The 23,646-nt window shown below is 72.3% G+C and carries 18 protein-coding genes; 13 read left to right on the top strand and 5 right to left on the bottom strand.

The features are described from left to right. Positions 1-28: 28 nt before the first annotated feature. Positions 29-1,408, bottom strand: coding sequence for an MFS transporter (locus ACZ4YL_RS32865; RefSeq protein ID WP_468121485.1), 1,380 nt, complete (start codon positions 1,406-1,408; stop codon positions 29-31). Between the two features lie 337 nt (positions 1,409-1,745). Here ACZ4YL_RS32865 and ACZ4YL_RS32860 point away from each other — a divergent pair, with 337 nt between their 5' ends. Together ACZ4YL_RS32860 and ACZ4YL_RS32855 are read left to right on the top strand one after the other, a co-directional pair. Further along, positions 1,746-3,089 (top strand): phytase, encoded by a 1,344-nt coding sequence (locus tag ACZ4YL_RS32860; RefSeq protein WP_468121454.1) that lies wholly within the window; start codon positions 1,746-1,748, stop codon positions 3,087-3,089. A 100-nt stretch (positions 3,090-3,189) separates the two neighbouring features. Beyond that, a complete protein-coding gene (locus ACZ4YL_RS32855) occupies positions 3,190-4,017 on the top strand; it encodes a PaaX family transcriptional regulator (RefSeq protein WP_468121453.1) in 828 nt (275 codons plus the stop codon). Between the two features lie 14 nt (positions 4,018-4,031). Here the strand turns inward: ACZ4YL_RS32855 and ACZ4YL_RS32850 are convergent, their stop codons facing one another. Then, positions 4,032-5,666: a carboxylesterase/lipase family protein gene (locus ACZ4YL_RS32850; protein WP_468121452.1), complete on the bottom strand. Its 1,635-nt coding sequence runs from the start codon at positions 5,664-5,666 to the stop codon at positions 4,032-4,034. Between the two features lie 229 nt (positions 5,667-5,895). Between ACZ4YL_RS32850 and ACZ4YL_RS32845 the strand changes: the two genes are divergently transcribed. From ACZ4YL_RS32845 to ACZ4YL_RS32825, 5 genes are read left to right on the top strand one after another with little or no spacing between them, the layout of a single operon-like run. Then, positions 5,896-7,071 carry an ABC transporter substrate-binding protein gene (locus tag ACZ4YL_RS32845; RefSeq protein ID WP_468121451.1) on the top strand — a complete coding sequence of 392 codons (1,176 nt, stop codon included), beginning with the start codon at positions 5,896-5,898 and terminating at the stop codon, positions 7,069-7,071. Between the two features lies 1 nt (position 7,072). Continuing rightward, positions 7,073-7,951 (top strand): branched-chain amino acid ABC transporter permease, encoded by an 879-nt coding sequence (locus tag ACZ4YL_RS32840; RefSeq protein ID WP_468121450.1) that lies wholly within the window; start codon positions 7,073-7,075, stop codon positions 7,949-7,951. 8 nt (positions 7,952-7,959) lie between these two features. Next, on the top strand, positions 7,960-8,910 hold the full coding sequence (locus ACZ4YL_RS32835; protein ID WP_468121449.1) for a branched-chain amino acid ABC transporter permease: 951 nt from the start codon (positions 7,960-7,962) through the stop codon (positions 8,908-8,910). Then, complete coding sequence (locus tag ACZ4YL_RS32830) at positions 8,907-9,668, top strand: ABC transporter ATP-binding protein (protein ID WP_468121448.1); 762 nt, start codon at positions 8,907-8,909, stop codon at positions 9,666-9,668. Before ACZ4YL_RS32835 ends, ACZ4YL_RS32830 begins: the two co-directional genes overlap by 4 nt. After that, the gene (locus ACZ4YL_RS32825; RefSeq protein WP_468121447.1) at positions 9,665-10,375 is read left to right on the top strand and encodes an ABC transporter ATP-binding protein; all 711 of its coding nucleotides are present in this window, start codon (positions 9,665-9,667) and stop codon (positions 10,373-10,375) included. The genes ACZ4YL_RS32830 and ACZ4YL_RS32825 overlap by 4 nt, the downstream gene beginning before the upstream one ends. Positions 10,376-10,380: 5 nt before the next feature. Here the strand turns inward: ACZ4YL_RS32825 and ACZ4YL_RS32820 are convergent, their stop codons facing one another. Beyond that, positions 10,381-11,259: a hypothetical protein gene (locus ACZ4YL_RS32820; protein ID WP_468121446.1), complete on the bottom strand. Its 879-nt coding sequence runs from the start codon at positions 11,257-11,259 to the stop codon at positions 10,381-10,383. A 203-nt stretch (positions 11,260-11,462) separates the two neighbouring features. On the opposite strand from ACZ4YL_RS32820, the gene ACZ4YL_RS32815 reads away from it, so the two are divergent. The 3 genes from ACZ4YL_RS32815 (at position 11,463) to ACZ4YL_RS32805 (ending at position 13,490) form a co-directional block, all read left to right on the top strand. Beyond that, a complete protein-coding gene (locus ACZ4YL_RS32815) occupies positions 11,463-11,888 on the top strand; it encodes a secondary thiamine-phosphate synthase enzyme YjbQ (protein WP_468121445.1) in 426 nt (141 codons plus the stop codon). A gap of 126 nt (positions 11,889-12,014) precedes the next feature. Beyond that, positions 12,015-12,404, top strand: a complete 390-nt coding sequence (locus ACZ4YL_RS32810) for a hypothetical protein (protein ID WP_468121444.1) — start codon at positions 12,015-12,017, stop codon at positions 12,402-12,404. A 123-nt stretch (positions 12,405-12,527) separates the two neighbouring features. Then, on the top strand, positions 12,528-13,490 hold the full coding sequence (locus tag ACZ4YL_RS32805) for an alpha/beta fold hydrolase (RefSeq protein WP_468121443.1): 963 nt from the start codon (positions 12,528-12,530) through the stop codon (positions 13,488-13,490). Between the two features lie 79 nt (positions 13,491-13,569). On the opposite strand, the gene katG is transcribed toward ACZ4YL_RS32805, so the two are convergent. Continuing rightward, a complete protein-coding gene (gene katG / locus ACZ4YL_RS32800) occupies positions 13,570-15,801 on the bottom strand; it encodes a catalase/peroxidase HPI (RefSeq protein WP_468121442.1) in 2,232 nt (743 codons plus the stop codon). A gap of 400 nt (positions 15,802-16,201) precedes the next feature. On the opposite strand from katG, the gene ACZ4YL_RS32795 reads away from it, so the two are divergent. From ACZ4YL_RS32795 to ACZ4YL_RS32785, 3 genes are all read left to right on the top strand, one after another. Further along, positions 16,202-16,621, top strand: a complete 420-nt coding sequence (locus ACZ4YL_RS32795; protein ID WP_468121441.1) for a Fur family transcriptional regulator — start codon at positions 16,202-16,204, stop codon at positions 16,619-16,621. A gap of 353 nt (positions 16,622-16,974) precedes the next feature. Further along, positions 16,975-20,886 carry a Pls/PosA family non-ribosomal peptide synthetase gene (locus tag ACZ4YL_RS32790; protein WP_468121440.1) on the top strand — a complete coding sequence of 1,304 codons (3,912 nt, stop codon included), beginning with the start codon at positions 16,975-16,977 and terminating at the stop codon, positions 20,884-20,886. 103 nt (positions 20,887-20,989) lie between these two features. After that, positions 20,990-22,402 carry a M1 family metallopeptidase gene (locus ACZ4YL_RS32785; protein WP_468121439.1) on the top strand — a complete coding sequence of 471 codons (1,413 nt, stop codon included), beginning with the start codon at positions 20,990-20,992 and terminating at the stop codon, positions 22,400-22,402. Here ACZ4YL_RS32785 and ACZ4YL_RS32780 read toward each other — a convergent pair. After that, on the bottom strand, positions 22,399-23,577 hold the full coding sequence (locus tag ACZ4YL_RS32780) for a sensor histidine kinase (RefSeq protein WP_468121438.1): 1,179 nt from the start codon (positions 23,575-23,577) through the stop codon (positions 22,399-22,401). The genes ACZ4YL_RS32785 and ACZ4YL_RS32780 overlap by 4 nt on opposite strands. Between the last annotated feature and the right edge of the window lie 69 nt (positions 23,578-23,646).

Below are 23,646 nucleotides of genomic sequence, written 5' to 3'. Positions count from 1 at the left end.
AGCCGGCGCGCCGGTTCACCGGGTCGGATCAGCGGGCCGCCTCGGCGGGAGCCGCCGCCGGCCGCTCCTGCTCGGTCCCGCCGTCGGCCTCGGCCTCGGCGCGGCTCAGCGCGGCGTTGCGGGTGTCGGGCATGAGCACATAGGTGACGAGCGAGATCAGCGCGCACCCGGAGACGTACCAGAAGAACATCTTCTCGTGCCCGCTGTTCTTGAACCACAGGGCCACGTACTCCGCCGTGCCGCCGAACAGCGCGTTGGCGATCGCGTACGGCAGCGCCACGCCCAGCGCGCGCACCCGGGTCGGGAACAGCTCGGCCTTGACCGCCGCGTTGATGGACGTGTAGCCGGTGATGATGACCAGGGCCAGCAGGGACAGCCCGAGCGCGGACCAGTACGAGGACGCCGATCCGAGCGCGGTCATGATCGGGTACGTGCCGACGGTGCAGCCCACCGCGAAGGTGATCAGCAGGGGCCGGCGGCCGATCCGGTCGGACAGCATGCCGGCGAAGGGCTGCAGCACGGCGAAGAGGGTCAGCGCGGTGAAGCTGACGAGCGTGGCGGTGGTCTTCTCCATGCCCGCGCTGCCGACCAGGTACTTGGTCAGGTAGGTGGTGTAGGTGTAGTAGGCCACCGTGCCGCCGAGGGTGAGCGCCATGACCAGCCCCGCCTGCCGCCGGTACTGCCACAGGGCCTTCAGCGTGCCGCGCGTGCTGTCGTCGTGGGCGTCCTCGCCCGGTGCCGACGCCGTTTCCTCCTTGAAGGCGTCGGTCTCCTGCAGCCGGCGCCGCAGCCAGAAGACGACCACCGCGAACAACGCCCCGACGAGGAACGGGATCCGCCAGCCCCAGCTCTCCAACTGTGCTGTTGTCAGGGTGTGCTGAAGGGTGATCAGGATGCCCAGTCCGAGCAGCTGGCCGCAGGTCATCGACACGTACTGGAAGGACGAGCCCAGCCCGCGCCGGTTGCGGGCCGACGCCTCCGTCAGGTAGGTGGCGCTGGCCGCGTACTCGCCGCCGATGCTCATCCCCTGGAGCAGCCGGGCGAGCAGCAGCACCAGGGCGCCGAAGTACCCGGCCTGGCCGTAGGTCGGGGCGACGGCGATCAGCAGGGCGGCCACCGACATCATGGTGACGGTCAGGGTGAGCGCGCTCTTGCGCCCGTGCCGGTCGGCGGCGCGGCCCAGGATCCACCCGCCGACGGGACGCATCAGGAAGCCGACGGCGAAGATCCCCGCCGTGTTCATCAGCTGGGTGGTCGGGTTGTCGCCGGGGAAGAAGGAATCGGCGAAGTAGATCGCGAAGCTCGCGTAGACGAACCAGTCGTACCACTCGACGAGATTGCCGAGCGAGCCGCCGACCAGGGCGAGACGGCGCTTCCTGCGCTCGTCCCCGGGCGGCGACGCGGGCATGACGACGGACGGGGACATGGCGGCTCCAGACGGAAGTTCCCTGATGGGGGACGGTAGAACTGCCCCGGCGCTGGGGGAGTGTCCAGAGCATGCGGCGGCCGCCGTACCCGGACAAGGTCCGCCACGCAGATCTAACGTTCCGCTAAGAAAGCTCCCGGGAAAGCCCCGGGGCCGCCCCGGGCCGCCGGATTTCACCGTTCAGTCATGCGCACGTCATACCTGCTCCATGGTCGTCACCCGCACGTGGCTCACGGTGGGGGCGGCCCGCCGCGGAACGCCGGAAGACCCCGGCCACCACGCGGCCGGCCCCACCCCGTACCCCCCAACAGGAGGCAAGATGCGCGTGATCCCGAGCAGGCGGACCCCGGCCGTGGCCGCGGCGGCCATGGCGGCCCTGGGCGTGATCGCCGGACCGGCGCACGCCGAGGCGGCCCACGGCGGCACCTCGCCGTCGCTGCCCCGGGTGGCGGCCTCCGTCGAGACGCCCTCCCTCTTCGACGACGAGGCCGGCGGCAACGCGAACGCCGACGACCCGGCGATCTGGCGCAATGCCAAGAACCCTGACGCCAGTCTGGTCATCGCCACCGCCAAGGAGGGCGGTCTGCGCGTCTACGACCTGGACGGACGCCAGGTGCAGGCCCTGCCCGCGCCCGCGCCGCCGAGGGACGGCGACAAGCCCGGACGCTTCAACAACGTCGACCTGATCACCGGACTCCGCTTCCCGGACGGCCGCCACGACGTGGCCGTCGTCTCCGACCGCGGCCGCGACCAGCTGCGCGTCTACCGGATCGACCCGAAGCGGCCCGCCGCCCCGCTGGTCGACGTCACCGACGAGGCCGCCGCCCCGCAGGTCTTCTCCAGCGGCCAGGACGAGGTCAACGATCAGCGGACCGCCTACGGCCTGGCCGCCTACACCGACCGCCGCAGCGGCCGCTCGTACGCGGTCACCAGCCGGCGCCACGCCACCGACCTCGCACTGGCCGAACTGCTGCCGAACGCCCAGGGCAAGGTCGGCTACCGCACCGTCCGCACCACCTCGCTGCCCGCCTCCTTCACCCTGCCGAACGGGAAGAGCTGGACGCCGTGCGGCGAACCGGGCGAGCGGCCCCAGGTCGAGGGCATGGTCGTCGATCCCGACACCGGTGACCTCTACGCGGGTCAGGAGGACGTCGGCATCTGGAAGCTCGACGCCGACCTGCGCTCGCCCGCCCGCCTCATCGAAAAGGTCCGCTCCTTCGGCGTGCCCGGCACCTGGAACCCCGGGACGGAGGAGTGCGACGCGGGCGCGGACCCCGGCTTCGGCGGCCGGCACGTCTCCGCCGACGTGGAGGGCCTGACCATCTGGCGCGACCCGAAGCGCCCCGGCCACGGCGGCTACCTGCTCGCGTCCAGCCAGGGTGACGACACCTTCGCCGTCTTCGACCGCGAGCACGGCAACGCGTACGTCCGCGGCTTCCGCATCGGTGACGGTGCGGCGCCCGGCTCGCCGGACGGTTCGCAGGAGTGCGACGGCGCCGCCGTCACCAGCGCACCGCTGGGCAAGAGGTTCCCGAACGGCCTGCTGGTCGTCCAGGACGGCCACAACGCCCCCGCCACCACGGGACCCGACGGGGAGGCCCGTACGGACACCGACTTCAAGTTCGTGGACCTGGGCCGGCTGAAGCGGGCCGCCCGCCTCTGACCCCGCCCGCCTCTGACCCCGCCGCCGGGGACCGTGACCTGGGCGGTGCCGCGTTCGCCCAGGTCGATAGGATCACCACCGCATACGACGGAAGGCGATCATGGCGGACAGTCCCCTCAGGCCCAGCTCGTTGATCAACACGGTCTACGGGGCGTTCCTGCGACGCCTCGGCGGCTGGATCTCCGTCGCCGACCTGATCACCCTGATGTCCGAGCTGGACGTGGACGGCCCGGCGGCGCGCTCGGCGATCTCCCGGCTCAAGAAGAAGGGCGTCCTCGAACCGGAACGCCGGGGCGCCACCGGGTACCGGCTCAGCCCGGGCGCGCAGCCCGTGTTCGACGAGGGCGACCGGCGCATCTTCGGCAGCCTGGAACCGGCGAAGCTGAGCGACGGCTGGGCCATGGCCGTCTTCTCCGTACCGGAGTCGGAGCGCTCCTACCGCTACCAGCTGCGCACCCGGCTGACCTGGCTGGGCTTCGGGAACATCGCCCCGGGCGTGTGGCTGGCGCCCGGCCGCCTCCTCGGCGACGCCCGCGACATGCTCGTCCGGCTCGGGCTCAGCGAGTACGTGCACCTGTTCGCCGCCGAATACGCGGCTTTCAGCGACCTGCCCGGGACGGTCAGCTCGTGGTGGGACTTCCCGGCGATCGAGGAGCAGTACGCCGGATTCACCGAGGCCTACGGCCCCGTCGCCGCGGGACTGGCCGAGCGGACCGCCATCGACGGCGCCGAGGCCTTCCGCCACTACGTCCCGATGCTCACCCAGTGGCGCCGCCTGCCCTACCTCGACCCCGGGCTGCCCGCCGAGCTGCTCCCCGCGGACTGGAACGCGGTGGCCGCGCGGCAGATCTTCCAGCAGCTGAACGAGGTACTCGCCCCGCCCAGCCTGCGCCACGTGCAGGAGATCACCGGCCTGGCCGAGGCCTGACCGGAAGGGACGGACTACCGTGCCGTCGGACGGTGCAGGCGCCGCCAGTAGCCGGCGAGGTCGTCGAGGGTGCCGGTGACCGAGTCCAGGCTCATCGTCGTCCGGGAACCGCGTTCGTAGCGTGGCCAGTTCGGCATCGGGCGGTGGTTGGGATCGCCGGTCCGGATGAAGGAGATCCACGACGCGTGCACGGCCCCGGCGAGTCCGTCGCGGATCCGGGGATTCAGCCCCGCCAGGAACGGCGCCTGCGACCACTTGTCGAAGTTGTCGAACACGAACGGCAGCTCCAGGCAGTGCGCCGCGCCCAGTTGGCCGCCGTGCGCGGGCGTCGGGAGGTCGAACTGGTACGCCCAGACCGGCCGGCCGCGGGCCGCCCGCCGCTCGGCCAGGTCGATGCCGGGCATGCGGAACAGATCGTCGCCGATCAGGTCCATGAGCACGTCGACCGGGCGGGCCCCCGGCCGGGCCTCCTCGTACGCGGTGTAGGCCTCCGCCGCCCGGGCCCCGAAGGTGTCCCGCACTCTGCCGAGCACCTGCTCCTTGGTGGCGGCGGCGTACGGCTCGCTCAGCGCGAACGCGAAGGCGGCCTCTTCCCTGGTCCACCCGATCAGGAGGTCGATGTCCGCCCCGGGCCCGCTGAGCAGCAGATCGGCCGGGCCGCGGGTCAGCGTCACCTCGTCGAGCACCGGCAGGAACGGCGTCGACCAGTACCCCCAGCGTCCGGTCCTCCGGAACATCTCGATCGTGGCACCGACCAGCTGGGGCCAGGGGAGCGTCCGCAGTTCCGCCACGTTCTTGGCGCCGAGGATGTCGAGGTAGACGGCGCTGCGCTGCAGTGACTCCGCGCGGGTGGGGATCTGCAGGCCGAGCGGCGGGCTCTGCAGGATGGCGCGCCGGAACAGCGGGCGGCCGGCGGGCCGGGCCCCGGCGAGCGCCGCCACGGACAGCGCTCCCCCGGACTGTCCGGCGAGGGTGATGTCGTCCGGGTCGCCGCCGAACGCGGCGATGTTGTCCCGTACCCAGCGCAGTGCGGCGAGCTGGTCGGTGAACCAGAAGTTCCCGCCGGCGCCGTCCTCACCGAAGTAGAGGTATCCCAGCGGGCCGAGACGGTAGTTGAGGGTCACGACGACGAGGTCGCCGTTGCGGGCGAAGGTCTCGCCGGAGTAGTTGGGCAGGGAGCCCGATCCGGAGATGAAGCCACCGCCGTGGATCCAGACCATCACCGGCCGCCGGGCGTCATCGGCTCCGGGCGTCCATACGTTGAGCGTCAGGCAGTCCTCGCTGAAGGGGGGAGTGCCGTGGGTGCCGAGCACCGCGTCGCCGCCCTCCCGGTAGAGCTGCGGGGCGCTCGGCCCGAAGGCGGTCGCGTCACGCGTTCCCGCCCAGCCGGGATGGGGCTGGGCGGGGCGCCACCGCAGGGCTCCGACGGGGGGCGCCGCGTAGGGCACGCCCTTGAACACGGTGAGCCCGCCCTCGACGGCTCCGCGCAGCCGGCCCGCGGGCAGTTCGACGACGGGCGAGGACCCGCCCGCTGGCGGTGCGGCCTGCGCCGTGCCGGCCGGTCCGCCGGGGATTCCGGTGAGCAGTGCGGCGCCGGTCAGCACCCCGGTGTTCCGGAGGATTCTGCGCCGTGATGGATCGTCGGTCATGGTGCTTCACTCCCTGACGGATCGTGGATTCGCCCACCGAAGTGATATGGCGCGAAATTGACGATGGCTAGTGCTACGGCATACGTGAGGCGCGGGTCAAGGGGCGCGGCGACTCTCGGGCGTCTATCTTGCGAAGTCTTGACGAGCGTCGTAATGACGCGATAGACACGTGTCACCTCAGGAGCACCATCCGGTCCGCGAAGACCGGTTGACAACGTACGGAGTCTCCATGGCAGGTCGGTTTCGCCCCCTGGTTCTGATCACCGTCACCACAGGCCTCTTGCTGGCCACCGGATGCGGCGGTGCGAGCCTGGGCACGGGTGACGACAACAAGCAGACCGGGCCCGTGAAGATCGGGCTCCTCGTCCCGCAGTCCGGGACCTACAAGGCACTCGGCGACGACATGAAGCAGGGCTTCGAGCTCTACCTCCGGCAGCACGGCGGCAGGCTCGGCGGCCGCGAGGTGCAGATAGTGATCGCGGACGAGGGGGAGACGGCCGACTCGGGCAAGGCGGCGGCGGAGAAGCTCGTCAAGCAGGACCGGGTCCTGGCGGTCAGCGGAGTGGTGAGCTCGGCCACCGTCAACGGGGTCAAGGACCTGTTCGAGACCAGCCGGATCCCGCTCGTCGGCTCGAACGCCTCGCCCACGACACTGACCGGCACCAAATACATCTGGCGCACCTCGTACGTCAACGACGAGCCGGGCAAGGCGCTCGGCAAACACGTCGCCGAGCGGGCCGGGGGCCCGGTCTTCCTCGTCGCCGCGGGCTACCAGGCCGGCAAGGACGAGATCGAGGGCTTCAAGTCCACCTTCCTGCCCGCCGGCGGCAAGATCGCGGGGGAGGAGGTGTACACGCCGTTCCCGGGCACCAAGAACTTCCAGCCCTACCTCTCCCAGATCGAGAACTCCGGGGCGAAGGCGGTCTTCTGCTTCTACGCCGGCGGCGCGGCCGTCGACTTCGTGAAGCAGTACCGCGACTTCGGACTGGCCGGAAAGATCCCGCTCTACGCACCCGGCTTCCTCACCGAGGGCGGCGTGCTCAAGGGACAGGGGGACGCGGCCGAAGGCGTCCTCACAGCCCTCAACTACAGCGCCGACCTGGACAACGCCGCCAACCGGCAGTTCGCGCCGGCCTACCGGGCCGCCCACGGCACGGACCCGACCACCTACGCGATGGCCTCATGGGACGCGGCGCAGGTGCTCGACAAGGCGATCGAGGCAGCCGGTGGAAACGTGACCCCGGAGACCGTCAACACCGCCATCTCCACGGTGGGGGACATCGACAGCCCGCGGGGCACCTGGCGGTTCAACAGCGGCGGCACACCGATCCAGCCCTGGTACCTGCGCGAGGTGAAGCTGGGCGCCAACACCGTCGCCGGCGACCTCGGCCGGCTGGGCGGCTGACATGGCCGGATGGCTGGACGGCAACCTCGTCAGCGTCGTCGACGGGATCGCGTTCGGACTGCTGCTGTTCACGATCGCGGTCGGCCTCTCCCTGGTCTTCGGCATGATGGACGTCCTCAACCTGGCGCACGGCACGCTCTACCTCGGCGGGGCCTACACCGCCTACGCACTCTCCGACGGAACCCTTCCGGGCCTGCTCCTCGCCCTTGTGGCCGGCGCGCTGGTGGGCGCCCTCGGGGGAGTGGCACTGACCTGGCTCACCCAGCCGCTGGCCCGGCGCGGGCACCTGGACCAGGCCGTGCTCACCCTGGGCATCACCTTCATCGTCGCCGACCTCCTCGCGGCCGCCTTCGGCGGGGAGGTGCTGCCCACGGACCCGCCGGCACCGCTGCGCGGGACGGTGGACCTGCTCGGCCACACCTATCCGGTGTACCGGCTGGTGTTCATCGCCGTCGCGGCCTGCCTCGCCGTCCTCGTCCACCTGGTCTTCGAGCGCAGCTCGCTCGGAGCCCTCGTCCGGGCCACCGTCGCCGACCGCGACATGGTCCGCGCCCAGGGCGTCGACATCCGCAAGGTGCTCTACGGGGTCTTCGCGCTCGGCGCCGGCCTGGCAGCGGTCGGCGGTGTCCTCGGTGCGCCGATCCTGGGCCCCGGGCCGGGCGTCGACGAGAGCGTGCTCGTCCTCTCGCTCGTCGTCGTGGTCGTCGGCGGCCTCGGATCGGTGCGCGGCGCCCTCGCCGGGGCACTGCTCATCGGCCAGGTCCAGACGCTCGGGGTGGCACTGCTCCCGCAGTACGCGCCCTTCCTCCTCTTCGGCACCATGCTGGCGGTGCTCGTGGTCCGCCCGCACGGCCTGGTCGCGTCGGCGGTACGCACATGAGCACACCCATGGCATCCCGGGCGATCGGCACCGCCGTGCTCCTCGGCCTCACCCTGGCCCCCTTCCTGCTCGGCCCGTACGCCGTCGCCACCCTGTCGCGGATCCTGGTGTTCACCCTGCTCGCGCTGAGCGTGAACCTGCTCACCGGGCTGACCGGGCTGCCGACCCTCGGCCAGTCCGCCTACTTCGGCGTCGGCGCCTACGCCGCGGCGATCACCGCCAAGAGCCTCACCGACGTCGGACCGCTCCAACTCCTCATCGCCGCCGCGGCTTCCGCGCTGGTGGCCGTGCCCACCGGGTGGCTCGCCGTCCGGGCCCGCGGCGTGGTGTTCCTCATGCTGACGCTGGCCATCGGCGAGATCGTCTACAGCGCCGCCGTCAACTGGAAGCCGGTGACGGGCGGCACCGACGGGATATCCGGTGTCCCGCCCGTGGTGCCACTGCCCGGCACCCCCGCGCTGGAGCTCGACGGGCTGGTCTACTTCTACGTACTGGCCGTCTTCCTGCTCCTGTTTGCGGCCGTCACCCGCCTGGGCTCGACCCCCTTCGCCCTCGCCCTGCGCGGAATCCGCGACAACGAGCCCCGCATGAAGGCGATCGGCTACCCCACGCGGCGGTACGCCCTCGCTGTCTACTGCGGCGCCGCGGCGCTCGCCGGCGCGGCCGGCTCGCTGTGGGTCTCGGTGCAGCGCTTCGTCTCGCCCGGCGACGCCGGCTTCGAGATCGCCGCCCTCGCACTGCTGGCCGTGGTCATCGGCGGTGCGGGCTCGATCCGGGGGACCTGCGCCGCGGCCGCGCTCATCTGGCTCACCCGCGACTACCTCGGCAACCTCGAAGCCGTCGCCGGACGCGGCCCCTTGCTGCTCGGCCTGCTCTTCGTCGCAGCCGTGTACACCCTGCCCCGCGGACTGGCCGGCGTACGGCTCCCGCACCAGCCGAGCCGGAAGAGGACGGCGTGAACGATCTCGACCTACTGGAACTTCGCGGAGTGTCCAAGCACTTCGGGTCCTTCACCGCCGTCGACGAGGTGTCCCTCACCGTGCGCCCCGGTGCGCGGCACGCGATCATCGGACCCAACGGCGCCGGAAAGTCGACCCTGTTCGGCCTCATCTCCGGAACCCTGGCGGCCGGCACCGGAACCATCCTCCTGGACGGGCGGGACGTGACCCGGCTGCCCGTGCACCGCAGGGTCGGACTCGGCACGGCCGCGACCTTCCAGCACTCCAGCCTCTTCATGCGGGAGACCGTGCTGGAGAACGTCCTGCTCGCCGCACTGCTCCGCACCGGGACAGGGCTCGGCGGATGGCGCAGGGTGAGTGCCAGGGCCACGGAGCTCGCCCGGGCGCGCACGCTGCTGGAACGAGTGGGCCTGCCCGACCGGCACGACCTCGCGGTGGGCGCCCTCTCGCACGGCGAACGGCGGCAACTGGAGGTCGCCGTCGCCCTGGCCACCGAACCCCGGCTGCTGCTCCTGGACGAACCCGCCGCCGGCATGTCGCCGGCGGAGACGGAGCGGCTCACCGAGCTGATCGCCGCCCTGCCCGAAGAGGTGACCGTCCTGCTCATCGAACACGACCTCGACATGGTCTTCGAGCTCGCCGACACCGTCACCGTCATGCACCTCGGCCGGCACCTCACCACCGGCACACCGGATCACGTGCGGGCCTCCGCCGAGGTCCAGCGGGCCTACCTGGGCACGACGGAGGTCACCTCGTGAAGCCGTTCCTCCGCGTACGCGGCCTGCGTTCCGGCTACGCCGGCGGAGTGGTCCTCGGCGGCGTCGACCTCGATGCCGAGGAGGGCGGGATCATCGCCGTCCTCGGGCGCAACGGGGTCGGGAAGACCACCCTCATCTCGACCGTCATGGGATTCGTCCGGCCCTACGAAGGCAGCGTCACCCTCGACGGCCGGGAGATCGCCGGGGCCCGCGTCGACGTCATCGCCCGGGCCGGAGTGGGCGTCGTACCCCAGGGGCGCCGGGTGTTCGCCCCGCTGACCGTGGCGGAGCACCTCGCGATCGCCGCACGGCGCCGTCCCGCGCGCGGGCCGTGGACCCGGGCGCGGATCCTCGGCCTGCTGCCGCGACTGGGGGAGCGGCTCGGGCACCGGGGCGACGAACTCTCCGGAGGCGAGCAGCAGATGCTCGCGATCGCCCGGGCCCTGCTGGGCAATCCGCGCCTGCTGCTCCTCGACGAACCGTCCGACGGCCTGGCGCCCGCGATCGTCGCCCAGGTGGGGGAGGTGATCCGGGAGGTGAGCGCCGAGGGCATGACGGTCGTCCTGGTCGAACAGAACCTGGGGCTCGCCCTCTCCGTCGCCGAGCACGTCGCCGTCATGCAGAAGGGGAGCATCGTCCACCGTGCGGCCTGCGCCGAGTTCGCATCGAGTCCGGGCGACCGCCGACGACTGCTGGGCGTCGACTGACCTGCTCATCCGGCGCCGGTTCCGGTGTCGCGCAGGGCCAGGGCGAAGTGGCGGGCCGTGTCGCGGGTACGGCGCGGGACGCGGCGGCCGTCCTCGACGAGCCGGGCGGCCCGGCCCATGACCCGCAGCGCGCGCACGGACCCGACGGCGGGCACCCCCTCCATGAGGGCGGCCATGGCCGTGTCGGCCTCGCGCCAGTCACCCGCCAGGGCCTGCACCCGGGCGAGCTCCGCGGCGAACAGCACCCGGTATGCGGGGCCGCCGTCACCGCCGGCGTGCGCCGCGTCGTGGAGGAGGGCGGCAGCCCCGTCCAGATCCCCGAGCGCGGCCCGCGCCAGGCCGTGGTGGCCGTCCAGTTCGTGCCGGTCGAACCACCAGGCCCAGGCCGGGTCCCGGTCCGTGGGCGGGTCGGCGAGGAGCTCGGCGGCGGTCCCCAGGGCCCGCCGGGCTCGCGGCCCGTTCCCCATGCGGGCCAGCGCGCGCGCCGCCCGTACGTGGAAGATCGCCGCGACCCGGCCGGGAAGCGCCTCGCGGGCCAGCACGGACGAGGCGATCCGCAAGGAGCTCCCGGGCCGCCCCAGGTGCTCCTCCTGCATCGCCAGCACCGCGAGGATCAGCGGCTCCACGGCGGCGTCCGGTCGTTCCGCCCGGCCGCTCCGGGCCAGCTCCAGGGCCCGCAGGTGGAGCCGCCGCGAGACGCCGTGCCGTTCGGCGTCGAAGGCGATCCACGCGGCGACCTGGTACAGCTCGGCACGCGCGGCCCGCTCCGTGCCGTCCTGCGGCAGCGGCCGACTCCGGCCGACCCTGCGTACGGCACCCAGCGCCGTACCCACCGCCCACCGCGCCCCGGCCGCCACGTCGAGCGCGACGAGCTCCTGTGCCAAGGCCCTGATCTCCCCCTCCGTCATTCCTAGGCCTCGACGAGCGGTGGACGGCGTACGGGCCGGTCGGTCACCTCGGTCACGAATCCCCCCGGAGCGTGAGCGGGGACGGATCGCGCCCCCTGTGATCATCGTAAGCCCGGCCGGTCGGCCGACACCGGCCGAGGTTGCGGGCCGGCGGGGAGGCCGGGCGCAAGGATGCAGTCATGGCCGACATCTTTGCCTCACGCACCATCGACGTGACGACCGGCGACCGGGAGGCCGTCCATGACCTGACCGACGCCTGCGCGTCCTTCCTCGGGGAGGTGGCGCGCGGCCGGAGCGGACTGCTCAACATCTTCACGCCGCACGCGACCGCCGGACTCGCCGTCATCGAGACGGGAGCGGGCAGCGACGACGACCTCCTGAAGGCCCTGGCCTCCCTGCTGCCGGCCGATGACCGCTGGCGGCACCGCCACGGTTCCCCCGGCCACGGCCGGGACCACGTACTGCCCGCGATCGTCCCGCCCCACGCGACGCTGCCCGTGATCGACGGATTGCTGGAGCTCGGAACCTGGCAGTCCGTCACCCTCGTGGACACCAACCGGGACAACCCCCGGCGTCAGGTCCGCCTGTCCTTCTTCGGCTGCTGACCCGCCCTGCGGGTCACAGGGGTGAACACGTATCAATCATGACAGGTCAGAGGCCGTTTTCGTAGGACCAAGGGCACAGCGGATTGCCCTTGTTCGGACCCCTGTGCGGCTTTCAGAATCACCGTCATGACTTACTCAGCGCACGCCAGTCACGACGCGGTACTCCGAGCCCGAGTTGCCCTCCTGGGATCACAGACCCTGCCGGCCCGGCAGGAGGTCGCCGCCTACCGCGTGCTCGTCCAGGTGAGTCCGCCGGCGTATCTGCCGCTGCTCGCCGAGGCGTTGTACGAGTACAGCCGCCAGGACTTCGCGCATCTGCCCGAGACCGCACTGGCCCTGCGGGCCGAGGCCGTTGCCGCCGCGCGCCGCATGTATGCCATGGAGCCGGCCAGGGATCTCCTGCTCATCAAGGCGCTGGACCGCTACCGGGAGCAGCTGGTGCTCATGGACCGGAAGGAGGAACTCGGCGCCGTGGAACGGGAGATGTCCCTGGTGGCCTCCGGCGCCGGAGCGTAGCGGCCGGGAGCGAGGGGCCGCGACTCCCCGTCCGGCAATGCCGGGCGCGCGGCCCCTCGTGCCGGATGATCGGGGGCGGGGGAGAGACCGGGGAGGGGCACCGACGAGGGACCCGGAGAGCCGATGCGACACCGAATTCCGCTCCTGCCCGCCGTGGTGGCCGTAGCGGTACTGGCCGCCGTCGCGGGGTGCGGTAGCCCCTCGGCGCTGCGCGGCTCACCGCCCTCGGTCTCCTCCGTACCGTCCACCGGCGACTTCTCCGGCCAGGTCGAGGTGGGCGGCGGCCGGAAGATCCATCTGAGCTGCAAGGGCGGCGGCAGCCCCATCGTCCTGCTGGAATCCGGGCTCCACGACTCCTCCGACACGTGGACCTTCACCGACACCCGGCCGCCCGTACCGAAATCCCCGGCGGTGTTTCCCGGCGTCGCGGAGTTCACCCGGGTCTGCGTCTACGACCGGCCCGGCACCGTCCGGTACGCCGACCCGCCGGCGCTCACCACCCGGAGCACGCCGGTCGACGGCACCCGCTCCCTCGGCGCGATGGCCGACGATCTCGACAAGCTGCTGACGTCCGCACGCCTGCCGGGCCCCTACGTGCTGGTCGGCCACTCCTTCGGCGGGATGATCACCCGGCTGTACGCCCAGCGGCACCCCGGGAAGACGGCAGGCCTGGTCTTCGTCGACGCCTTCGGCACGGACATCCGCGCCCTCTTCGGCGCGCGGTGGGCCGCGTACCGCACGCTGCTCGACCGGCCCGGGACGCCCTTCGACGCGCAACCCGCATTCGAGAGGGTGGACATCGACGGATCGATCGATTCCGTCACCGCCGCGCACCCGCTGCCCGCGGTTCCCATGGCCGTCCTCAGCAAGACGGAACCGTTCGCCGCCCCGCCCGGGGCCCCGAAGGACCTGCTGGACACCCTTGAGCGGGCCTGGCCCCAGGTCCAGCAGAAGCTGGTGGAGCTGGGGTCCCAGACCCCGCACTTCCTGGCCACCGGGAGCGATCACTACGTACAGGTGCACGATCCCGACCTGACGATCAGCGCCGTCCGGCTCGTCGTGGGCCGCGTCCACGCGGAGCGGTAGACCGGCCACCGGCCACCGGCACCGGCCACCGGGTGCTGGGCGTCCGGGCCGGCCGGTGGGGCCGGCCCGGACGTCAGGATCAGGCGAGGTCGAACCGGTCGAGGTTCATCACCTTGTTCCACGCTGCGACGAAGTCCTTCACGAACTTCGCCCTCGCGTCGTCGCTCGCGTAGACCTCCGCGAGGGCGCGCAGCTCCGAGTTCGACCCGAAGACGAGGTCGGCGCGGGTGCCGGTCCACTTGACCCGGCCCGTGGCCACGTCGCGGCCCTCGAACGTGTTCGCGTCCTCGGACGTCGCCGACCACGTGGTGCCCAGGTCGAGCAGGTTGACGAAGAAGTCGTTGGTGAGGGACCCGGGCGTCGTGGTGAAGACACCGTGCGGCGCCTGCTGGTGGTTCGCACCGAGCACGCGCAGACCACCGACCAGGACCGTCATCTCGGGAGCGCTGAGGGTCAGCAGGTTCGCCCGGTCGAGCAGCAGGTACTCGGCCGGCAGCCGGTTGCCCTTCCCGAGGTAGTTGCGGAACCCGTCGGCGACCGGCTCCATCGCGGCGAACGACTCCACGTCCGTCTGCTCCTGCGTGGCGTCCGCGCGGCCCGGGGTGAAGGGGACCTGGACGGCGAATCCGCCGTCCTGGGCGGCCTGTTCGACGGCGGCCCCACCGGCCAGCACGATCAGGTCCGCGAGCGAGATCCGCTTGTCGCCGCTCTGGGCGGAGTTGAAGGACTCCTGGATCCCGGTCAGGGTACGCAGCACCCCGGCCAGCTGGTCCGGGTCGTTGACCTCCCACCCGCTCTGCGGCTGGAGGCGGATCCGGCCGCCGTTGGCGCCGCCGCGCTTGTCGCTGCCGCGGAAGGACGAGGCCGAGGCCCACGCGACGGAGACGAGCTGGGACACCGACAGGTCCGAGGCGAGGACCTGCCGCTTGAGCACGGCGGCATCGGCGGCGTCGACGAGCTCGTGGGTCACCGCGGGGATCGGGTCCTGCCACAGCAGGGTCTCGGCCGGGACCTCCGGGCCGAGGTAGCGGACGACCGGGCCCATGTCGCGGTGGGTCAGCTTGAACCACGCGCGCGCGAACGCGTCGGCGAACTCGGCGGGGTTCGCGAGGAAGCGCCGCGAGATCTGCTCGTAGGCCGGGTCGACCCGCAGCGACAGGTCGGTCGTCAGCATCGTCGGGGCGTGGGTCTTGGACGGGTCGTGGGCATCGGGCACGGTGCCCGCCCCGGCGCCGTCCTTCGGCCGCCACTGGTGCGCCCCGGCGGGGCTCTTGAACAGCTCCCACTCATAGCCGAACAGGATCTCGAAGAAGGTGTTGTCCCAGGTGACCGGGGTGTTGGTCCAGATGCCCTCGAGACCGCTGGTGATCGCGTCGCCACCCTTGCCGGTGCCGAAGGAATTGCTCCAGCCCAGCCCCTGCGCCTCCATCGGGGCGGCCTCGGGGTCGGCGCCGACACTCTCCGCCGGGCCCGCGCCGTGGGTCTTGCCGAAGGTGTGGCCGCCCGCGATCAGGGCCACCGTCTCCTCGTCGTTCATCGCCATCCGGCGGAAGGTCTCACGGATGTCACGCGCCGCGGCGATCGGGTCGGGGTTGCCGTTCGGGCCCTCCGGGTTGACGTAGATGAGGCCCATCTGGACCGCGCCGAGGGGGTTCTCCAGCTCGCGGTCGCCGGTGTAGCGCTCGTCGTCGAGCCAGGTGGTCTCGGGGCCCCAGTAGACGTCCTCGTCGGGCTCCCAGACGTCGGGGCGGCCGCCGCCGAAGCCGAAGGTCTCGAAGCCCATCGACTCCAGGGCCACGTTGCCGGTGAGGATCATGAGGTCGGCCCACGAGAGGCTCTGGCCGTACTTCTGCTTGACGGGCCACAGCAGACGGCGGGCCTTGTCGAGGTTGCCGTTGTCCGGCCAGCTGTTGAGGGGGGCGAAACGCTGCTGGCCGGCCCCGGCGCCGCCGCGGCCGTCGCTGATCCGGTAGGTGCCCGCACTGTGCCAGGCCATACGGATCATGAACGGGCCGTAGTGGCCGAAGTCGGCGGGCCACCAGTCCTGGGAGGTGGTCAGCACATCCGCGATGTCCCGCTTCACGGCGGGAAGGTCGAGGGTCTTGAAGGCCGCGGCGTAGTCGAACTCCTCACCGAGGGGGTTCGCCACGGCGGGGTTCTTGGCGAGGATCTTCAGATTGAGCCGTTCAGGCCACCACTGGCGGTTTCCGCCGCCCTGGGTCGGGTGCGGGGCTCGCCCGTGGGCCACCGGACAGCCGTCCCCACCCTCCGGCTTGGCATCTGTGACGATTGCATCATGGTTCTCAGACATGGGAATCCTTCCGTACCAGGCGGATCACGGTGTTCAGGAACTGAATGCGACTGAATGCGATGGAACAGCCGGGGCGCAGGGCCCCAAGATGAATGGGCTCGGAGCTCGTCGATCGCCTCGACGCCGAGGGGTCACCGTCCCGGACGGTTGCGCGCAGTGGGACGCCGGCGGCCGGTGCACACGTGTCGGCACCGGGCCCGGGGAGCTCCTCGGCGGTGATCCGTCACGTCTTTGTCACCTGCCGCTCTGGAGTCTTCCTGTCTCTTGGCCATCTACGAAACCGATCCTACGATGGACGGAATCCAAGTCAAGAAGGACACCAGGTCCACATTCGATCGGATCCCGGATGTCCGCCGATAAACTTCGGGGCACCCCGTCGAACCTGAATAGGTGGGCCGATATGAGTGACCTGCTGGAGCGTTTGCGCGGGCGTGGCTGGCGGATGACGTCCCAGCGGCGCGTGGTCGCGGAGGTCCTCGACGGCGACCACGTGCACCTCACGGCGGACGAGGTTCACGCGCGTGCGGCCCGGCGGTTGCCGGAGATCTCCCGGGCGACGGTCTACAACGCCCTGGGTGAGCTGGTCGCCCTCGGCGAGATCGTGGAGGTCACCACCGACGGCCGGGCGAAGCGCTACGACCCCAACGCGCACCACCCGCACCAGCACCTGGTGTGCTCCGCCTGCGGCCTCATCCGCGACGTCCACCCGACGGACGACCCCCTGGCCGGTCTCCCGGCGGACGAGCGCTTCGGCTTCACGGTGTCCGGGGTCGAGGTCACCTACCGCGGCCTGTGCCCGGACTGCGCCGACAGGGCCTAAGGGCTGTCCGGCAATCCCCGGCGGGCGCACGACGTCAGCTACGGCACCTCGCCGCGTTGTCGGAACGCCCGAATACGCCCAGTATGAGGACGCCCCTCCGTCTTGCGATGCACCGCATCTGACGCCGTGCGCTGATCCACCGGGGATTACGGGACAGCCCTTAGGCGTGCACGAGCCCCTCACATTCCGCAGGCGCAATACCGTCTCTTACCGGCCACGCACAAGGCTTCAACAAGAAAATCCTTGATACCGCACTAGACTGGTGGGTTGTTTGGCGCTGGGCCGGAACAACCTGGGCAGACCCGGGCTCCGCCCGCGACCCGGATGATGCCGGGAACGAGACGCGAGGGCCGATGGCAGTCACACCTGAGCGCGGTGAACTCACTCTGCTCGACGACGGGGAGACGCTGGAGGAGTACGGCAAGTCCGCCCGCTTCACCGCCGGGCCCGCCGCCCCCACCCGCACCCTCGTCGACGTCTTCGAGGCCACCGTACGGACGTACCCCGACGAGCTCGCCCTCGACGACGGAACCACCCGACTGACCTACCGGGCGCTCGCCATCGAGGTCGAGCGCCGGCGCCGGGCCCTCGCGGCCGCCGGAGTGGGACTCGGAGACCGGGTCGGCGTCCGCGTACCGTCCGGGACCAACGAGCTGTACGTGGCCGTCCTCGCCGTCCTCGCCGCAGGCGCCGCCTACGTACCCGTCGACGCCGAGGACCCGGACGAGCGCGCCGACCTGGTCTTCGGCGAGGCCGGGGTCCGGGCGGTGCTCGGCGGCGGACAGCGCATCCATTCCGGCCGGCCCGCGGAGCCCGGCCCCCGCGCCGCCGCCTCCCGTCCCGGCCCCGAGCACGACGCGTGGATCATCTTCACCTCCGGCTCCACCGGCAAGCCCAAGGGCGTCGCCGTCAGCCACCGCAGCGCCGCCGCCTTCGTGGACGCCGAGGCCGCGCTGTTCCTCGCCGAGGAGCCGATCGGCCCCGGCGACCGGGTCATGGCCGGACTGTCCGTCGCCTTCGACGCCTCCTGCGAGGAGATGTGGCTGGCCTGGCGCTACGGCGCCTGCCTCGTGCCCGTACCCCGCTCCCAGGTGCGCAGCGGCGCCGACCTCGGCCCCTGGCTCGTGGACCAGGAGATCACCGTGGTCTCCACCGTGCCGACACTGGCCGCGCTGTGGGAGCCCGAGGCGCTCAACGAGGTCCGGCTGCTGATCTTCGGCGGCGAGGCCTGCCCGCCCGAGCTCACCCAGCGCCTGGTCACCGAAGGCCGCGAGGTCTGGAACACCTACGGCCCCACCGAGGCCACCGTCGTCGCCTGCGCCGCCCTCCTGACCGGCGAGGAGCCGATCCGTATCGGCCTCCCGCTGAACGGCTGGGAACTGGCCGTCGTCGACGAGTCCGGTGAACCCGTACCCATGGGCGGCAGCGGCCAGCTCGTGATCGGCGGCGTCGGCCTCGCCCGCTACCTCGACCCCGACAAGGACGCCGAGAAGTACGCCCCGCTCGAATCCCTCGGCTGGCAGCGCGCCTACCGCAGCGGCGACCTCGTACGCGCCGAACCGGAAGGCCTGGTGTTCCTCGGCCGCGCCGACGAACAGATCAAGCTCGGCGGCCGCCGGATCGAGCTCGGCGAGGTGGATGCCGCGCTCCAGGCCCTGCCCGGCGTCGCGGGCGCGGCCGCCGCCGTCCGCACCGCCCGCAGCGGCAACCAGCTGCTCGTCGGCTACCTCGTCACCCAGGACGGCTGGGACCACGCGGCGGCCGTCACCCGGCTGCGCGCCGAGCTGCCCGCCGCCCTCGTACCGCTCCTCGCGCCCGTCGCCGAGCTGCCCACCCGCACCTCCGGCAAGGTCGACCGCGACGCGCTGCCCTGGCCGCTGCCCGACCTGGAGACCGCCGGCCCCACCGAGCAGCTCTACGGGACCGAGGCCTGGCTCGCCGAACAGTGGAGCGAGACCCTCGGCGTGACCGTCACCGGCGCCGCCGACGACTTCTTCGCCATCGGCGGCAGCAGCCTCGCCGCCGCCCAGCTCACCACCCGGCTGCGCACCCGCTACCCGAGCGCGGCCGTCCTCGACATCTATCAGCAGCCCACCCTGCGCAAGCTGGCCCGGCACCTGGAGAAGTCCGCCCAGGGCGACGGAGCGGCCCGCACCGTCGCACCGGTCCCGCTGCGCTCCCAGGTGGCGCAGTCGCTCCTGCTGCTCCCGCTGTTCACCCTGGTGGGCCTGCGCTGGACGGTCGCCCTGCTGGCCCTGGGCAACGTCCTGCACGGCCTGGGGACCTTCCCGTGGGCGCCGACCGCCTCCTGGTGGCTCGTCGCCGCCGGCGCGCTGCTGCTGTACAGCCCGCCGGGCCGCCTCGCGATCGCGGCAGGCGGCGCCCGCCTCCTGCTGCGCGGCGTACAGGCCGGACGCCACCCGCGCGGCGGCAGCGTGCACCTGCGGCTGTGGACGGCCGAGCGGCTGGCCGAGTGCGCCGGCGCCACGTCCCTCACCGGTTCCTGGCTGGAACGCTACGGCCGGGCCCTCGGCGCCAAGATCGGCCCCGAGGTGGACCTGCACTCCCTGCCCCCGGTCACGGGCATGCTCAAACTCGGCCGCGGCTGCGCCGTGGAGTCCGAGGTGGACCTCTGCGGCCACTGGCTGGACGGGGACCACCTGGAGATCGGCGCGATCAAGGTCGGCGCGGGCGCCGTGGTCGGCACCCGCAGCATCCTCTTCCCCGGCGCGCGGGTCGGAAAGCGCGCCGAGGTGGCCCCCGGCTCCGCCGTCGTCGGACAGATCCCGACCGGCCAGCGCTGGGCCGGCGCACCCGCCGGAAAGCTCGGCAAGGCCAAGCACAACTGGCCGGGGGAACGCCCGCCGCGCGGACTCCCCTGGCGGGCCGCCTACGGGGCGGCCGGCTTCGGCCTCACGGCCCTGCCCGTGCTCGCCGCCCTGCCCGCCCTGCTCGTGGCCGGCCGCTTCGTGCCCGCCGACGCAGGGCTCACCGAAGCACTGCGCGGAGCGCTGCTCGCCGTGGTGCCCGGGGCACTCGCCTTCGGGTTCGCCTACGCGGCCCTGCTGCTGGTCTCCGTACGCCTGCTCAGCCTCGGCCTGCGGACCGGAACCCACCCGACGCACAGCAGGGTCGGCTGGCAGGCCTGGACGGTCACCCAGCTGATGGACCTGTCCCGCGAGACGCTCTTCCCGCTGTACGCCGGGCTGATCACACCGGTATGGCTGCGGCTGCTCGGCATGAAGATCGGCCGGGGCGCCGAGGTGTCCACCGTGCTCGCGCTGCCCAGCCTCACCACCGTCGGTGAAGGCGCCTTCCTCGCCGACGACACCCTGACCGCCCCCTACGAACTCGGCGGCGGCTGGATGCGCATCGGACACTCCGAGATCGGCCGCCGCGCCTTCCTCGGGAACTCCGGCATGACCGCCCCGGGCCGCAGCGTGCCGGACGACGGGCTGGTCGGCGTACTGTCCGCCACCCCGAAGAAGGCCAAGAAGGGCAGCTCCTACCTGGGCCTCCCGCCCGTCCGGCTGCCCCGGTCCACCGCCGACGCCGACCAGAGCCGGACGTACGAGCCGCCCGCGCGGCTGCTGTGGGCGCGCGGCCTGGTGGAACTGTGCCGACTCGTCCCGGTGTTCTGCTCGGCCGCCCTGGCCGTGCTGACCGCGTCGGCGCTCTGCGCGCTGATCACCCGGAGCGGTCCGGGGATCTGGGGAGCCGCGCTCCTGTCCGGAGCGGTCCTGCTCACCGCCGGAGTGGCCGCCTGCGCGGTCGCGGTGACCGCCAAATGGCTGCTGGTGGGCCGGCACCGGACGGGGGAGCACCCGCTGTGGAGCGGCTTCGTGTGGCGCAACGAGCTGGCCGACACCTTCGTGGAGGTACTGGCCGTGCCGTGGCTGGCCGGATCGGTGCCCGGCACGCCGGTACTGGCCCTGTGGCTGCGCGCGCTCGGCGGCCGGATCGGCCGGGGCGTGTGGTGCGAGAGCTACTGGCTGCCCGAGACGGACCTGGTCGTGCTGGGCGACGGGGTCAGCGTGAACCGCGGCTGTGTGTTGCAGACACACCTCTTCCACGACCGGATCTTGAGGACGGATACTGTGGTGCTCCGTGAGGGCGCCACCCTGGGCCCGGGCGGAATCGTCCTGCCCGGGAGCACGGTAGGGGCCCGCAGCACACTGGGCCCCGCATCCCTCGTGATGGCCGGGGAATCCGTCCCCGCCGACACCCGCTGGCTGGGCAATCCGATCGAGGCGTGGCGGTCCTGACCGGGCCGTCCGCGCCGCGGCAGGCAGCAGGGCGGCACCGGCACCCCGGTACACCGGCACACCAGCACGTCGTACGAGCACAGCGCAGGGAGCGGAAGCGGCAGTGAGCGGCCAGAGAACAGAGCCATCGGACCCGTACTTCCCGGCCAACGGCGACTCCCGTTACCGAGTGCACCGGTACGAACTCGCTCTGGAGTACCGTCCCGGTCCCAACCGGCTCGCCGGCACGGCCCGGCTGAGCGCGATCGCCGGGCGGGCGCCGCTCACCGAGTTCCATCTGAACCTGGCCGAATTCAGAATAGGCCGCGTCCTGGTGAACGGCCGGGCGCCGCACTACACCCACCGCGGCGGCAAACTCCGCATCCGACCGGCCAAGCCCCTGCCCGCCGGATCCGCCTTCACCGTGGAGGTGCACTGGGCGGGCAACCCCAAGCCGGTGCGCAGCCCTTGGGGCGGCATCGGCTGGGAGGAACTGACCGACGGCGCGCTGGTGGCCAGCCAGCCCGTCGGTGCGCCCTCCTGGTACCCGTGCAACGACCGGCCCGCGGACAAGGCCTCGTACCACATCTCGGTCAACACGCCGTCCCCCTACACGGTCGTGGCCGGCGGGCGGCTGCTCACGCGCACGACGAAGGCCAGCACGACCACCTGGGTCTACGAGCAGTCGGCGCCGACCTCCAGCTACCTGGTCAGCCTGTCCATCGGCATGTACCAGACGGTGCTCCTCGGCGACCCCGGACTCGGCGGCGTACCGCAGAGCGCCCACGTGCCGGCGCACCTGCTGCCGCGGTTCTCGCGCGATTTCGCCCGGCAGCCCGCCATGATGGGCTTGTTCGAGGAACTCTTCGGGCCCTACCCCTTCGGCGAGTACGTGGTGGTCGTCGCCGACGAGGAACTGGACGTCCCCGTGGAGGCACAGGGCCTGTCCACCTTCGGCGCCAACCACGTGGACGGCGTCCGCGGCTCGGAACGCCTCATCGCCCACGAGCTCGCGCACCAGTGGTTCGGCAACAGCGTGACCATCGCCGACTGGCGGCACATCTGGCTGAACGAGGGATTCGCGAAGTACGCCGAATGGCTCTGGTCGGAACGCTCCGGCGGCCGCACCGCGCACGAGCTGGCGACCGCCGCACACCGGCTGCTGGCCTCGCAGCCACGGGACCTGCGGCTGTCCGACCCCGGCCGCAAGCTGATGTTCGACGACCGCCTGTACCAGCGCGGTGGCCTCACCCTGCACGCGATCCGCTGCGCGCTGGGCGACAGCGCGTTCTTCCGCATGCTGCGGGACTGGGCCACGGTGCACCGCCACGGGGTGGTGTCCACCGTTGCCCTCACCCACCACGTGGCCCGCTACGCGGCCGAGCCGCTGGACGACCTGTTCACCGCGTGGCTGCACGAGCCGGCCCTCCCGCCACTGCCGGCCCCGGCCCGGCCCCTGATACCGGCGAAGCCCGGATACCCGCCGACGAACGGCGGGCGCGGGCCCAAGGGCGGCCGGGGCAAGGCCTCCGCCTAATTCCGGTCGGTGGTGAGCGGCATCCGGGCCCGCACCTGCCAGTCGCCCTCGGCGGTGGCTTCGGCCCGGAAGGTGCCGCCGGCCAGGGTGACGCGTTCGCGCAGGCCCTTCAGCCCGTAGCCCGGGCGGGAGGCCGGGAGGGCCGTCCCGTCGTTGGTTATCCGCACGGCGGCCTCGTGGGGACGGACGCGCACGTGGACGCTGACGTGGCGGCAGTGGCGGGCGTGTTTGCGGATGTTGGCGAGGGACTCCATCGTCACCCGGTGCAGGGTGGCGGCCACCTCGGGCGGAACGGTGTCCGTCGGGCCCTCCTCGGTGAGGTACGCCGGTACCCCGTTCAGGGCGAACCCCCGCACCAGGGCCCGCAGGTCGTCCATGCCGGCGGGCGCGGCCGGCGGTGCGTCGCTCTCGCCGGCCCTGAGCCCGGCGACCATCTGCCGCATGGACGTGAGCGCCTCGGCTCCGGTCTCCTCGATGCGCTGCAGGGCCGGCAGGACCAGGTCGGGCCGCCTGGCGGCGACCGCCCGGGCGCCCTGCGCCTGCACGACGATGCCGGTCACGTGGTGGGCGAGGTGGTCGTGCAGGTCCCTCGCCAGCTCGATCCGCTGTTCCAGCCGGATGCGGTGTGCGTGCTGCCGCCGGTCCGACTCCACGATCCGCGCGGTCACACTCGACCCTGCAACCAGGACGGTGACCAGAGTGAGGCCGAACGCGACGGTCAGGCTTCCCTCCTGCACGCCGATGGACAGCGGGCGCAGGACGACGGCCGCCGCCAGCAGGAGGGCGATCGGCGCGGTGGGGGCCGCCGGCGCGCGCCGTGTGACAAAGGCCAGCACCATCAGGAGGGCGACCGGCTCGAACGCCCCGTACGCGGACGAGGCGCCGGCGGCGGGATGGCTCAGGAGCAGGGCCACGGAGCAGACCAGCGAGGCGGTGGCGGCGGCGCCCCCGGCGTAGGCGTACGACCGGGCCTCCTTGAGCAGGGGCAGGGCGACGAGGACGGCGCCCACGACGGCGGCCGACACCGCGAGCCGGGCCTGCGACGCCGGTCCGGCGAACGTCCCGGCCCGTACGTCCACCCAGGCCGCGGCCGCGAGCACACAGGCTGCGAGGGACCGCAGCAGGACCGCCGCCCTGCCGGAAACGGCGAGGAAGCGGAGGAGAGGAGACCACATAGCGCGCAGATTAGATCATCCACCCGACCGGTTCCTCGGCACCCACGAGGCCGGTGGCTGGGATTGACA

The sequence above is a fragment of the Streptomyces sp. NPDC030021 genome, from assembly GCF_055574035.1.
This window is presented reverse-complemented; position numbering and strand designations above follow the sequence as displayed.